The following is a 12,148-nucleotide window of genomic DNA, read 5'->3' on the forward strand; positions in this document are numbered from 1 at the left end:
CGCTCAGAACCGCAGGACGCCCGCGATGCCGTCCGAGTCGCCCAGCGAGCCGTCGGGGACGAACCGCACGTCGGCGCCGGTCTCCAGGCACTGCTCGACGATCTCGTCGACGATGTCCTCCCGCGCGTCGAGCTCGTCGCCCGCCGCGGGTTCCAGATGGTCGCCGACGTCGCGGACCGTGACCTGGTAGTTCTCCTCGACGGCGAGCAGCCGCACCCGGGCCTCGCGGGCGCTGCGCCAGATCTCGTCCAGGCCCGCCGCGAACGCCCGCCGCCCGCGGGCCGCTTCGAGTTCCCGGGCGACGGAGTCGGCCGTCTGCCGCTCCTGCTCGGCCACGACCGGCCGCACGGCCTGCCACACCGCCTCCGGGGAGGCGTGCGCGAGGCCGCCGTGCCGGATGTGCACCGCGCACTTGGCGACCGTGCCGACGTCGTCGAACAGGGACAGCGCCGCCTGCTCGCCGGTGACGTACACCGGCCGGGGAGCGTCGCGCAGCACCTCGGTCATCGCCGTGTCCGCCTCGCGCAGGAATTGGCGGGTGCCCTCGTCGCGGAACGTGCTGGGCAGGTCGCCGATGCGTTCCTGGCGCTCGGAGTCGAAGTTCTCCCGGCTGCGCACGCGCGGGAAGCCGCCGACGTGCTCCTCGGCCACCCGGTCGTGGCCGCCGCTCCACAGCGTGACGCGGTCGGCGGAGACCGACAGCACCCAGAACGGCCGGTCGGCGGCCTGTGCCGAGACCAGGTTGCGGGTGAGGAAGGTGTCCGAGAGCACCACGCGTTCGGGCACCGGGCGGGCGAGCGACCACACCTGGTGCTCACCGGGAGCGGCGAAGATCACCAGCCCGTCCTCGGAGTGGGTGAGGTCCACTTCGGCCAGGGCCCGGTCGAGCTCGCGCGCGACCTCGGCGCGCCGCTCCCGGCTGACCGCCGGATCGGTCTCCAGCCGGCGCTTGGCCTCGGCCACGACATTGCGCAGCCGGACCCGGTCCTGGGTGTTGTCGGGTTCGCGGCGGTGCGTCGGCGTCAGCACGGACACCGCCGGATACGGGCGCGGTCGGCGCAGTTCGGCGAGAGTTGCTGGGCTGAGTGCGTGCTCCATGACAGCACCATAGGGCCGATTCACGTATCGGGCATTTGGGGTAATGGTGGTGACGCGGGCGGGAGATCCTCCGTCGGTACGGCGGTGACGCGCGCCTCGCGGACGGCTACGCTACCCGCCAGTAACCGCACCGCTCCCAGGAGACGCCCATGCCGCAGCTCGCAGTCGACGGCGCGACACTGACGTACGACGACGAGGGTCCCCGCGACGGCGACCTGGTGCCGCTGGTGTTCGTGCACGGCTGGACCGCCGACCGGCACCGCTGGGACCATCCGTTCGCGCACTTCGCCGAGCGGCGCCGGGTGATCCGGCTCGACCTGCGCGGACACGGCGACAGCGACGGAGCGGGCGTCCCCACCATCGCCGCGCTCGCCGACGACGTCCTCGCGCTGCTCGACCATCTCGCGGTGGAGCGCTGCGTCCTCGTCGGCCACTCCATGGGCGGCATGATCGCGCAGACCATCGCCCTGGCCCACCCCGCGCGGGTCGAGCGGCTGGTGCTCGTCGGCTCCATCAGCCGCATGACCTACAGCCGGGCCCGCGGCCTGCTGATGGCGGCCTCCACGCTCGTGCCGTACCGCCTCTTCGTCGCCGCCAACATCCAGCGGGCCTTCGCCCCCGGCCATCCGCGCGAGGAGATCCGCCGGCACATCGCGGCCTCCGCCGCCACCCCGCGCGAGGTCGTCATGACCCTCTACGGCGCCATGCGCGCCTTCGACGTCCTCGACCGCGTCGGCGAGATCCGTACGCCCACCCTGATCGTGCACGGCACCCACGACGTGCAGCTGCCCGTCGCGCAGATGCTGCGCATGGCCACGGCCTACCCGGACGCCGTGGTCCGCCTCATCGACGCCGGGCACGAACTGCCCCTGGAGAAGCCACGGGAGGTGACCCGGGCGATCGACCGGTTCCTCGCGGCGGCCTGAGGGGGCGGACCGCACCGGACGCCGCTCCCGTACGGCACGGACAGGGGGACGTCAGTCCTCCTCGTCCTCCCCGCAGGAACTGCCGCTCGGCGGGAGCGTGCCGTACAGCAGGAAGTCGTCGACCTTGCGGTGCACGCACTTGGACGACGCGTACCCGGTGTGGCCGTCGCCCCGGTTGTCCAGCACCACGGCCGACGAGCCGAGCCGGGCGGCGGTCTCCACCGTCCAGCGGTACGGCGTCGCCGGGTCGCCCCGCGTGCCGACGAGCAGCATCCGCGCCGAGCCGAGGTCCTTCACCCGCTCGCGGACGAAGTCGGTGCCCTTGGGCCGGCCGTAGCACATCAGCACCTGCGTCAGCCGGAACCGGCCGAAGACGGGGGAGGCCTGCTCGTAGGCGGCGCGCAGCCGGTCCAGGTCCGCCGTGATCCGCTCGGCGGACGGACGGTCGGGGTCGTCGGCGCAGTTGATCGCCATCAGCGCCGCCGGGAGGTTGTCCAGCGGCACGTCCTCGGCGTCCGTGAGACCGCTGTTGCCCTGGCCGCCGCCGGGGTGATCCCCCGCGGTGCGCCGCACGGGCGGGGCGAAGCCGCCGGACGTGAAGCCCAGGACACCGCTGGGGTCGCCGTCCTCGACCAGCTCGGCCAGCGCCCGCTCCAGCGAGGGCCACAGCTTCGTGCTGTACAGCGCCTGCGCGATCGCGGTCACCAGATCCTGGCCGGTGAAGGGCTTGCCGAAGTCGCTCGGCACCGGGTCCTCGTCCATCGAGCGGATCAGCTTCACGACCTGCTCGCGGCCCGAGCGCGCGTCCCGGCCGAGCGGGCACGCGATGTCCTGCACACACCAGTCGACGAAGTCCTCCAGGGCCACCTGCTGCCCCTGCGCCCCGGCGATGCCCTGCTCGGTCAGCGGCTCGGTGAGCGTGTCCACGCCGTCCAGCGCCATCCGGCCCACCTTGTGGGGGAACTCCGCCGCGTACACCGCGCCCAGCCGGGTGCCGTAGGAGAAGCCGAGGTAGTTGAGCTTCTTGTCGCCGAGGGCCGCGCGCATCACGTCCAGGTCCCGCGCCGCGTTCACCGTGCCGATGTGCCGCAGCACCGGACCCGAGTGCCGGACGCAGGCCGCGGCCGCCCGGCGCAGCTGCTCCAGCGCGGCCCGCGGATCGGCCAGCCCGTCCTCGCCCGCGGTCGCCGCCAGCGCGTCGTCCTCGCCCTCGCCGCAGCTCACGGGGGAGGAGCGGCCGACACCGCGCGGATCGAACGTCACCACGTCATAGCCGTTGGTGAGCCCCATGAAGTCCTTGCCGCCCTCGGCGAGCTGGGGGACGCCCGGGCCGCCCGGACCGCCGAAGTTCAGCACCACCGAGCCGCGCTTGTCGCCGGTCGCCCGGTAGCGGGCCAGGGCCAGATCGAGGGTGCCGGCCGTGGGGTGGGCGTAGTCGAGCGGGACGGTGATCTTCCCGCACTGCAGGTCCCGGGGCATCCCGTCGCCCTGGCAGCGGCCCCAGGTGATCTTCTGCTGGTAGAACCGGCTCAGGTCGGGCTGGGTCCCGGCACGCGCCGCCGGCACCCCGGCGCCCAGCAGGGCGAGCCCGAGGGCTCCGGAGAGCGCGCAGCGGCGTATCGCCGCGGACCGCGTTGACCGCTCGGACAGCATCCATGCCTCCCAGGGCGCCCCGTCGCGGACCGGAATCGGCGCCCTCGCTCACCATAAGCGGCCCTCGCGGCACCCGCCCGTTCGCCAGGAGGCCGCCGGGAGGCGCGCGCTGCGGATGGGCGGGAGGTGCCTTACGCTGCGGGTCGCGGGCAGGCGGGAGGTGCCTTGCGCTGCCGGTCGCGGGCAGGCGGGAGGTGCCTTGCGCTGCCCTGCCGGCGGGAGGAGCCGTACGCCCCCGGCGCCCCGCTTCCGGCATGCGCCCCGTTTCGGCCCCGCCCGCCCGCTTCGGCCACGCACTCTCGCCTTCGCGACGCCCTTCCCCCCGTCGCCATGCCCCTGCGGCCCCTCCGCTCCGCGTCCCGGTCGGCGGCTCCCTGACCGGGATGTCGCGTCCGGGCGGCTTTACCGCTTGTTCGACAACCATGCCGCTCGATGGGGTGAAGAAACCATGAACGTCCCATACGCCCTCGCCCGGGTCGTTGACTTGCGTGTCAGTCGGTGCGGGCGCGTGCCCGCGACCATGTCTGGAAGGCAGGGACCCCATGAAACGGGTGACCCGAAACGGTCTGATCGCCGTCGCCGCCGCTTCCGGCGCGATGGCGGTGACGGGGGCGGCGTACGCCTACTCCGGAGCGGACGCCGGCGCGGCCGGCTCGCCCGGGGTGCTCTCCGGCAACACCCTCCAGCTCCCGGTGCACGTGCCGGTGAACGTGTGCGGCAACACGATGAGCGTGGCCGGCGTCCTCAACCCGGCGGCGGGCAACCACTGCGCGAACACCTCCGGCGACACCTCGGCGGCGGGCGCCTCCACGGCGGCCCGGTCCGGCTCCGCGGGCCCGGCCGCCGCGCGCTCCGGTCACGGCTCCGGCTCCGTGACGTCCGGCGGGGCGACGGCCGCCGGTGAGACGGCCGGGTCCCCCGGGGTCCTCTCCGGCGACGGCCTCCAGCTCCCCGTCGACCTGCCGGTGAACGTCAGCGGCAACAGCGTCGACGTCGTCGGCGTCGGCAATCCGGCCACCGGCAACACGTCCGTGAACCACTCCGGCGACCACCCGGCCCCCGGCGCCGAGCGGCCCACCCCCCGGCCGGTCACGCCCCCGCAGCACCACCCCGCCCCGCACACCCCGCGGCAGCAGACCGTCATGTCCCTCGCGCACACGGGCGCGGACCTGGACCTGCCCGCCGCCGTCGGCAGCGCGGCCCTGATCCTCGGCGGTGCCGCCCTCTACCGGCGCTTCCGCCCGCAGACGGAACACTGACCGGGGCGGTGACCCCACCGCGGCCGGGTGCCCCACCAGGCTCCGGCCGCGGGGGGCGGGCCGCCCGACTCGGCCGGGGTAGGCGGACGGCCCGATTCGGCCGGGGTAGGCGGACCACCCGACTCGGCCGGGGTAGGCGGCCCGCCCGACTCGGCCGCGGTGGGCGGACCACCGCACCGGCCCGCCCGGCCGCCGGCAGGTGAACGGCGGTGCCGCTCCCGACGGACCGTCACCCCTGGTGGAACCGGACGTGCAGCGCCCGGACCTCCTCCGCCAGTTCCGGCACCGGTCCCTCGACCGTCACGCCCGGCGCGACCTCCCGCACGGACAGCATGCGCACCGGCGGCGCCGGCACCCGCAACTCCTTAAGCCAGCCGCCCAACTGCGCCGACGAGACGGCGTACACGATCCGGCCGAGCCCGACCCAGCCGTGCGCGGCGGCGCACATGGGGCAGTGTTCGCCGGAGGTGTACACCGTGGCGTCCGCCCGCTCCTGCGGCGTCATGTGGTCCGCGGCCCACCGGGCCAGCTCGAACTCGGGGTGCCGGGTGCGGTCGCCGCCCGCGACCCGGTTGCGGTCCTCGGCGAGCACCTTCCCGTCCGCGCCGACCAGGACGGAACCGAAGGGCTCGTCGCCCTCCTCCAGCGCCGTCCGGGCCAGTTCCACGCAGCGACGCAGATACGGCAACTCGGTTTCCCTGACCATGGCGTACGACCTTCCCGACGACGTGACCGACCGCGGCCCAGCCTAGAGAGCGTTCCCGGGGCCCGGCGCGTGGCCGGCCGGGGCGATCGGGGGAGCGCCCGGTCTGTTCACCTCGGCGTCATGCCATGTACCTTTCAACCGTCTCCACGCGTGTAGAACACTCCCGCTCGACCCGTTCTCTACGCGCGCAGAATCGGCGCCCGCACCGCCTTCTCTCCCCCCTCACCCGGAGGTTCGCCGGATGCCTGGATCCACCAGACCCCGCCGCACGGTCACCACCGTCCTCGCCGCTCTCGGTCTGTGTCTCACCGGAGCCGCGCTCCAGACCGGGGCCACCGCCACCCCGGCGCACGCGGCCACCCCCCACCGCGTCCTGTTCGACAACGCCCACGCCGAGACGGCCGGCAACGCGGACTGGATCATCTCCACCAGTCAGCCCGACCCGCTCGGGCAGGACTCCACCCCGTCCGCCGAGACGGACTGGACCGGCGCCCTGTCCTCCTGGGGCGTCGCCCTGCAGAAGACCGGCGACTACAGCCTGAAGACGCTGCCGTCGGGCTCCGGCCTGAGTTACGGCGGCACCTCGGCCACCGACCTGAAGAACTTCGACACGCTGGTGCTGCCCGAGCCCAACACCCTCTTCACCAGCGCCGAGAAGACGGCGATCATGAACTTCGTCAAGAACGGCGGCGGACTGTTCATGATCTCCGACCACACGGGGGCCGACCGCAACAACGACGGCGAGGACGCGGTCGAGATCCTCAACGACCTGATGACCAACAACAGCGTCGACTCCACCGACCCGTTCGGCTTCTCCATCGACGCGCTGAGCATCAGCTCGGACCACCCGGCCGCGATCGGCGACGCCGGCGACCCCGTGCTGCACGGCTCCTTCGGCACCGTCACCAAGAGCCTCATCGCCAGCGGGACCACCGCGACGCTCAAGCCCGCCGACAACCCGAACGTCAAGGGCCTGCTGTACCGCACCGGTTACTCCGGTACCACCGGCGCCTTCTTCGCCACGTCGACCTTCGGCAGCGGCCGGGTCGCCTTCTGGGGCGACAGCTCGCCCGTCGACGACGGCACGGGCCAGTCCGGCAACACCCTCTACGACGGCTGGAACGACACCAGCGCCACCAACGCCGCGCTCGCCCTGAACGCCACCGCGTGGCTCGCCGGCGCGAGCGGCTCCACCGGCGGCGGGACCGGGGGCGGCGGCACCTGCACGGCCGCCCAGCTGCTGGCCAACCCCGGCTTCGAGTCCGGCGCCACCGCCTGGACCGCCTCCAGCGGCGTCATCAGCAACGACACCGGCGAGGCCGCCCGCACCGGCTCCTACAAGGCCTGGCTGAACGGCTACGGCGCGGCCCACACCGATACGCTCGCCCAGTCGGTGACCATACCCGCCGGCTGCACCAGCGCCACCCTCAGCTTCTACCTCCACGTCGACACCGCCGAGACGACCACGACGACGGCGTACGACACGCTCAAGGCGCAGGTCCTCGACAGCAGCGGCACGGTGCTGTCCACGCTCGCGACCTACTCGAACCTGAACGCGGCGAGCGGCTGGACCCAGCGCAGCTTCAGCCTCGCGGGCTACGCGGGCCAGACGGTCACGATCAAGTTCACCGGCACCGAGGGGTCCACCCTGGAGACGTCCTTCGTCATCGACGACACGGCACTCAACGTCGCCTGATCGCCCGGGAGTCGTACGGACACCCCGAGGGAGGTACGTACGCCGGCACGCGAGGGGCCTGCCCGCATCGTGCGGGCAGGCCCTGTTCCGTCACCTTCCTCTTCCGTCACCTCTTCCGTGACCCTTGCGGGGTGTCATGGCCTGGGCGCGCTCCTCGCCGCCGTGCCGGCGCACAGCATGCCCAGGACCAGCGCCAGGGCGCCGATGATGATGTTGTTCACCACCACGCCCGCGTCCGGGCTGCTGCCGACGACCCACGGAGCGATGATCATCCAGATGCCCAGTGCGCACATGGCCCAGCTCAGGCCGTACATGCGCTCGGGGGCACGGGTGAAGCCGAGGGCCAGAAGGCCGATCGCGATGCCGATGATCAGGTTGTGCGTCACGAGCGGGGGCTGGCTGGTCGTGTAGTGGACCACCCACGGCGACACGGCGCAGTACAGGCCGAGCAGGAACACCGGTCCGTCCACGAGCGCCACATCACGACCGCCGAGCATGCGGGCGTAGCGTGCCCGCATCTCGGAGACATCAGGGTGAGTGGTGATGTCACCCCGGCTGTGCGAGAGGTTGGCCATGGCTCGTCTCCTTCGACTGGCTGGGTCCATTCTGCGCTTATATGACCCTTATGTGTAGAGGTCGCAGGGGGGTTGGCCGGTGAGCGGGCGCGCCCTCGCGGGGGTCCGCGATACGAGAACCGGCCGGGTTGTCCTTGACGGTCCTCGTGCGCGACTGCCACGATCCATGGCATGACCATGCGACTGGACCTCACGCGGCGACGCCACGTCGACCTCGCGCGCGTCTCCAGCGCCTCCTGTCGCCCCGCGGCCTGACTCCGCGCCGCGTCTCTTCACCCCACCGCCGCCTGAGTCGGGCGCTCCGCCGTCCGCGGCCCGCCGTGCGACCCTGCTGCTGCCCGACGTGAACCCGGCGTCCCGCCGTATGCCGCCCGCCGGGCACCTTGCCGCCCGCGGTGATCGGCCTGCCCGCCTTCCCGTTCCGGCGCCAGTCACCTGTGCCGCGTGCCCGCGCGCTCGCACCCTTGTCCCCGCGCCACCTTCTCTCACGCCCCCACGCGCTGCCCGTGCGCGCAGCCTCCTGCCCGCGCACACCCGCCGCTCCGCCCCGCGGAGTTCCGTAAGAAAGAGGACCCATGGCCACCGTCCTGTCCGTCTCCGGCAGCCCCTCCGCCACCTCCCGCACCGCGCGCCTCGTGCGCCACCTCGACCAGCGGCTGACCGCGCAGGGCCACGAGGTCGTCCCGCTCGACGTACGCACCATCCCCGCCGAGGCCCTGCTCGGCGCCGACTTCCGGCACCCCGCGATCGTCGAGGCCACCGAGCTGTTCGCCCGGGCCGACGGGGTCGTCGTCGGCACGCCCGTCTACAAGGCGGCGTACTCCGGCGTGCTCAAGGCGCTGCTGGACCTGCTCCCGCAGTACGCGCTCACCGGCAAGACCGTGCTGCCGCTGGCCACCGGCGGCAGCACCGCCCATGTGCTGGCCCTCGACTACGCGCTGCGCCCGGTGCTCAACTCCATGGGCGCCGCGCACATCGTCCCCGGCTGGTTCACCCTCGACCGGGACATCACCGTCCGCGAGGACGGCTCGGTGACCGTCGCGCCGGCCACCGCCGAGGCCCTGGAGCAGATCGTCGACCAGTTCGCCGCGGCCCTGGGGCGCAGCCCGGTCCTGGCCGCGGCGAGCTGACCGCGGCCGGCTGACCGAGGCGCGCGACCCGCCGTACGGTCCCGCGCCTCCCGGCACCCCGGCCGCCCCGCCCGGCGGGCCCCGAGAACGCCGTCCGCGGTCCGTCGTCCGCCGGTCTGCCGGTCTGCCGGTCCGTCGGTGCGCTGGTCCGCCGCCCCCCCGTTGCTCCTCCCCGACCCTCGTGAACGGAGCCCCCCCCGTGTCCCTCACCTTCCACTGGTTCCTGCCCACCAACGGCGACAGCCGTGACGTCGTCGGCGGTGGGCACGGCACGCCGGCCACCGCCTCCGGCCGGGACCGGCCGCCCACGGTCGGCTATCTGAGCCAGATCGCCCGCGCCGCCGAGGACCTCGGCTTCGAGGGCGCGCTCACCCCGACCGGGGCGTGGTGCGAGGACGCCTGGCTGACCACCGCCATGGTCAGCCGGCACACCGAGCGGCTGAAGTTCCTCGTCGCCTTCCGCCCGGGCTTCCTCTCCCCGACGCTCGCCGCGCAGATGGCGTCCACCTTCCAGCGGCACACCGGCGGTCGGCTGCTGCTCAATGTCGTCACCGGCGGCGAGAGCCACGAGCAGCGCGCCTACGGCGACTTCCTCGACAAGGACGCCCGCTACCGCCGTACCGGCGAGTTCCTGGAGATCGTGCGGGGACTGTGGGAGGGCAAGAGCGTCGATCACGACGGTGCCCACCTGCGCGTCGAGGACGCGACGCTCGCCCGGCTGCCCGACCCGGTGCCTCAGGTGTACTTCGGCGGCTCCTCACCCGCCGCGCTGGAGGTCGCCGCCCGGCACGTCGACGTCTACCTCACCTGGGGCGAGCCGCCCGCGCAGGTCGCCGAGAAGATCGCCCGGGTGCGCGAGCTCGCCGCCCGGCACGGCCGCACCCTGCGGTTCGGCATCCGGCTGCACGTCATCACCCGCGACACCTCCGCGCAGGCCTGGGCCGAGGCGGACCGGCTGCTCGCGGGCTTCGACCCGGAGACGGTGCGGGCGGTGCAGGCCGGGCTGGCCCGCAGCGAGTCGGAGGGGCAGCGGCGCATGCTCGCCCTGCACGGCGGCGGCCGGGACGGGCTGGAGATCCACCCCAATCTGTGGGCCGGCGTCGGTCTGGTGCGCGGCGGCGCGGGCACCGCCCTCGTCGGCAGCCACGACGAGGTCGCCGCGCGCATCCAGGAGTACGCGGCCCTGGGCATCGAGGAGTTCGTGCTGTCCGGCTATCCGCATCTGGAGGAGGCGTACTGGTTCGGGGAGGGGGTGCTGCCCCGGCTGGCGGCCGAGGGAGTGTGGCGGCATCCGCTGCACCCGGAGCCGGCGGCCGCGGCGCAGGTGCCGTTCGCGAGCTGAATTTCGGTGAACGGTCAATCGAGGAACGTTCAACTTGCCGTCGCGCCACGGGACTTGAGTCGAGAGATGACCGGTTTGTCACTAGGATGACGGTATGACCCAGACACCGGAGTTCTACGTGGTAAGGGAGGGCGACACGCTCTCCGCCATCGCGGCCCGGTTCCATGTGAGCCTGGCCCAGATCCTGAACTGGAATCCCCAGATCACGAATCCCGACATCATCCACCCGAGGCAGCGGATCCGGGTGTCCGCGCCCACCCCGAATCCCGTGTTCGACGACGAGCCCTTCCCCGGAAAGGACTTCTTCCAGCCGTCCGTGAGCAGCCCCATCATCGAGGTCATGGGCTGGCGTCTGATCGACGAGGGCTGCTCGGCGTACGCGGACGGACCCGACTTCCAGTGGAGCGAGGCGGACCGGAAGTCGTACGCGATGTGGCAGCGCAAGCTCGGCTTCAGCGGCTCCGACGCGGACGGCACCCCCGGCCGCACCAGTTGGGAGAAGCTGCACGTGCCCGCCCTGCCCGTGAACGACTAGCCCGTCGCCCGCCCGGCGAGGAGCCGCCATGGTCACCTCCGCGGCGGCCGGGGACAACCCCTGGGCCCGTACCCGCCGGCGGCTGGCCGCCGCGGCGCACCCGCGGCCGCCCCGATCCCCCTGGCGCGCACGGGCCCTGACCCAGCTCGCCCACCTCGACGTCCAGCTCGCCCGTGAGGAGGCGAAGCCCCCTTCCGAGGACCGACGGGTCCTCATCGAAGGCACCCGCGCCCATCTGCGGGCCGCCGGCGCGGCCGCCCACGAGACCTTCGGCTGGCGGCGGCCCTGGTCCGGCTCCACGGCCCGCGAAGGTGTCTGGTCCAACCTGCGCACCGCCGAGGTGCTGCTCCTGCGGCTGGTCTCCGACGACGAGGCCGTGGGCCGGGTCGACGAGGTCATGGCGATGGCCGAACGCCACCTGGACCGCCGCGACCCGCGGCGGGCCAGGCTCGCCAAGCGCCTGCGGCCCATCCTGGCCGGGGAGATGACCCCGAGCGACCGCGAGCTGATGGCCGGGACGCTCGACAGCTCCTACAAGGCGCTGGACGCCGAACTCGCCCGCGTCCGCAGCCTGCGCAACATCCTGTGGGCCGCCACCTTCGCCGTGCTGATCGGTGTGGCCTGCCTCGCGATCTACGGCTGGGTCTTCCCCCAGTCGCTCAGCCTGTGCTTCGCGCCCCGCAACGGCCCCGTCGGCAGCGACACGATCGACATCGTCTGCCCCAGCGCGGACTACAAGGGCCGCAGCCCGAGCGTGGTGCCCAGCGACTTGGCCCAGCCGCAGGACATCCTCTGCGTGGAGATCGCCGGACTGGCCGGCGCCGCCCTCACGGTGATCGCCTCCCTGCGGCGCATCCGGGGCACCAGCGCCCCGTACATGCTGCCGCTCGCCTCGACCGTGCTGAAGTTCCCCACCGGCGCGCTGTCCGGCTTCCTCGGCGTGCTGCTGATCCGGGGCGCGTTCGTCCCCGGGCTCAGCGACCTCGACAGCCGGGCGCAGGTCCTCGCCTGGGCCGCGGTCTTCGGCGCCGCCCAGCAGGTGGTGACCCGGCTGGTCGACGACCGCGCCCAGATGACGCTGTCCGAGGTGGGCCACCCCACCGCCGCACCGTCCGGCGCGCGGACCGGCGCCGCCCCGGACGACGACCTCGAGGAGGCCCCCGACGGCCGGGCCGCCCCCGGAGCCGGCGGTTCGGTGCACTGAGCGGTCCCGCGCGCGGCCGGAGTC

Annotated in this window: 12 protein-coding genes; 8 read left to right on the plus strand and 4 right to left on the minus strand. The window is 73.5% G+C overall.

Annotated elements, in window-relative coordinates:
• Positions 1–3: 3 nt before the first annotated feature.
• Positions 4–1,098: a chemotaxis protein gene (locus tag ACF1AL_RS26025; protein WP_391705610.1), complete on the minus strand. Its 1,095-nt coding sequence runs from the start codon at positions 1,096–1,098 to the stop codon at positions 4–6.
• Positions 1,099–1,247: 149 nt separating this feature from the next.
• Here ACF1AL_RS26025 and ACF1AL_RS26030 point away from each other — a divergent pair, with 149 nt between their 5' ends.
• On the plus strand, positions 1,248–2,024 hold the full coding sequence (locus tag ACF1AL_RS26030) for an alpha/beta fold hydrolase (protein WP_391827617.1): 777 nt from the start codon (positions 1,248–1,250) through the stop codon (positions 2,022–2,024).
• Positions 2,025–2,075: 51 nt separating this feature from the next.
• Here the strand turns inward: ACF1AL_RS26030 and ACF1AL_RS26035 are convergent, their stop codons facing one another.
• Positions 2,076–3,677 carry an alpha/beta fold hydrolase gene (locus ACF1AL_RS26035; RefSeq protein ID WP_386419582.1) on the minus strand — a complete coding sequence of 534 codons (1,602 nt, stop codon included), beginning with the start codon at positions 3,675–3,677 and terminating at the stop codon, positions 2,076–2,078.
• Between the two features lie 542 nt (positions 3,678–4,219).
• Here ACF1AL_RS26035 and ACF1AL_RS26040 point away from each other — a divergent pair.
• Positions 4,220–4,936 carry a chaplin gene (locus tag ACF1AL_RS26040; protein WP_391827619.1) on the plus strand — a complete coding sequence of 239 codons (717 nt, stop codon included), beginning with the start codon at positions 4,220–4,222 and terminating at the stop codon, positions 4,934–4,936.
• Positions 4,937–5,165: 229 nt separating this feature from the next.
• Here ACF1AL_RS26040 and ACF1AL_RS26045 read toward each other — a convergent pair whose 3' ends face one another.
• A complete protein-coding gene (locus tag ACF1AL_RS26045) occupies positions 5,166–5,642 on the minus strand; it encodes a nucleoside deaminase (protein WP_391661312.1) in 477 nt (158 codons plus the stop codon).
• 241 nt (positions 5,643–5,883) lie between these two features.
• Here ACF1AL_RS26045 and ACF1AL_RS26050 point away from each other — a divergent pair, with 241 nt between their 5' ends.
• Positions 5,884–7,338, plus strand: coding sequence for a hydrolase (locus tag ACF1AL_RS26050; RefSeq protein WP_391827621.1), 1,455 nt, complete (start codon positions 5,884–5,886; stop codon positions 7,336–7,338).
• A 134-nt stretch (positions 7,339–7,472) separates the two neighbouring features.
• Here the strand turns inward: ACF1AL_RS26050 and ACF1AL_RS26055 are convergent, their stop codons facing one another.
• Positions 7,473–7,913, minus strand: a complete 441-nt coding sequence (locus ACF1AL_RS26055) for an SPW repeat protein (protein ID WP_366839850.1) — start codon at positions 7,911–7,913, stop codon at positions 7,473–7,475.
• A gap of 177 nt (positions 7,914–8,090) precedes the next feature.
• Here ACF1AL_RS26055 and ACF1AL_RS26060 point away from each other — a divergent pair, with 177 nt between their 5' ends.
• The 5 genes from ACF1AL_RS26060 to ACF1AL_RS26080 all read left to right on the plus strand — a co-directional run bounded on the left by ACF1AL_RS26060 (position 8,091) and on the right by ACF1AL_RS26080 (position 12,124).
• Positions 8,091–8,168: a putative leader peptide gene (locus ACF1AL_RS26060; protein WP_352346049.1), complete on the plus strand. Its 78-nt coding sequence runs from the start codon at positions 8,091–8,093 to the stop codon at positions 8,166–8,168.
• Positions 8,169–8,488: 320 nt separating this feature from the next.
• Positions 8,489–9,043 carry an NADPH-dependent FMN reductase gene (gene ssuE / locus ACF1AL_RS26065; RefSeq protein ID WP_366839849.1) on the plus strand — a complete coding sequence of 185 codons (555 nt, stop codon included), beginning with the start codon at positions 8,489–8,491 and terminating at the stop codon, positions 9,041–9,043.
• Between the two features lie 199 nt (positions 9,044–9,242).
• The gene (locus ACF1AL_RS26070; RefSeq protein ID WP_391827623.1) at positions 9,243–10,385 is read left to right on the plus strand and encodes an LLM class flavin-dependent oxidoreductase; all 1,143 of its coding nucleotides are present in this window, start codon (positions 9,243–9,245) and stop codon (positions 10,383–10,385) included.
• Between the two features lie 94 nt (positions 10,386–10,479).
• Positions 10,480–10,920 carry a peptidoglycan-binding protein gene (locus ACF1AL_RS26075; RefSeq protein ID WP_391705630.1) on the plus strand — a complete coding sequence of 147 codons (441 nt, stop codon included), beginning with the start codon at positions 10,480–10,482 and terminating at the stop codon, positions 10,918–10,920.
• Between the two features lie 28 nt (positions 10,921–10,948).
• The gene (locus ACF1AL_RS26080; RefSeq protein ID WP_391827625.1) at positions 10,949–12,124 is read left to right on the plus strand and encodes a hypothetical protein; all 1,176 of its coding nucleotides are present in this window, start codon (positions 10,949–10,951) and stop codon (positions 12,122–12,124) included.
• Positions 12,125–12,148: the final 24 nt, after the last annotated feature.

Origin of the sequence: Streptomyces sp. NPDC014801, assembly GCF_043082085.1 — a bacterium.
In the GTDB taxonomy this organism is placed as follows: domain Bacteria; phylum Actinomycetota; class Actinomycetes; order Streptomycetales; family Streptomycetaceae; genus Streptomyces.

What these genes read in the sequence shown, in the direction of transcription:
- ACF1AL_RS26050 (WP_391827621.1), top strand. Translation starts at nt 5,884, where the DNA reads ATGCCTGGATCCACCAGACCCCGCCGCACGGTCACCACCGTCCTCGCC.
- ACF1AL_RS26040 (WP_391827619.1), top strand. Translation starts at nt 4,220, where the DNA reads ATGAAACGGGTGACCCGAAACGGTCTGATCGCCGTCGCCGCCGCTTCC.
- ACF1AL_RS26075 (WP_391705630.1), top strand. Translation starts at nt 10,480, where the DNA reads ATGACCCAGACACCGGAGTTCTACGTGGTAAGGGAGGGCGACACGCTC.
- ACF1AL_RS26055 (WP_366839850.1), bottom strand. Translation starts at nt 7,913, where the DNA reads ATGGCCAACCTCTCGCACAGCCGGGGTGACATCACCACTCACCCTGAT.
- ssuE (WP_366839849.1), top strand. Translation starts at nt 8,489, where the DNA reads ATGGCCACCGTCCTGTCCGTCTCCGGCAGCCCCTCCGCCACCTCCCGC.
- ACF1AL_RS26035 (WP_386419582.1), bottom strand. Translation starts at nt 3,677, where the DNA reads ATGCTGTCCGAGCGGTCAACGCGGTCCGCGGCGATACGCCGCTGCGCG.
- ACF1AL_RS26060 (WP_352346049.1), top strand. Translation starts at nt 8,091, where the DNA reads ATGCGACTGGACCTCACGCGGCGACGCCACGTCGACCTCGCGCGCGTC.
- ACF1AL_RS26080 (WP_391827625.1), top strand. Translation starts at nt 10,949, where the DNA reads ATGGTCACCTCCGCGGCGGCCGGGGACAACCCCTGGGCCCGTACCCGC.
- ACF1AL_RS26045 (WP_391661312.1), bottom strand. Translation starts at nt 5,642, where the DNA reads ATGGTCAGGGAAACCGAGTTGCCGTATCTGCGTCGCTGCGTGGAACTG.
- ACF1AL_RS26030 (WP_391827617.1), top strand. Translation starts at nt 1,248, where the DNA reads ATGCCGCAGCTCGCAGTCGACGGCGCGACACTGACGTACGACGACGAG.
- ACF1AL_RS26025 (WP_391705610.1), bottom strand. Translation starts at nt 1,098, where the DNA reads ATGGAGCACGCACTCAGCCCAGCAACTCTCGCCGAACTGCGCCGACCG.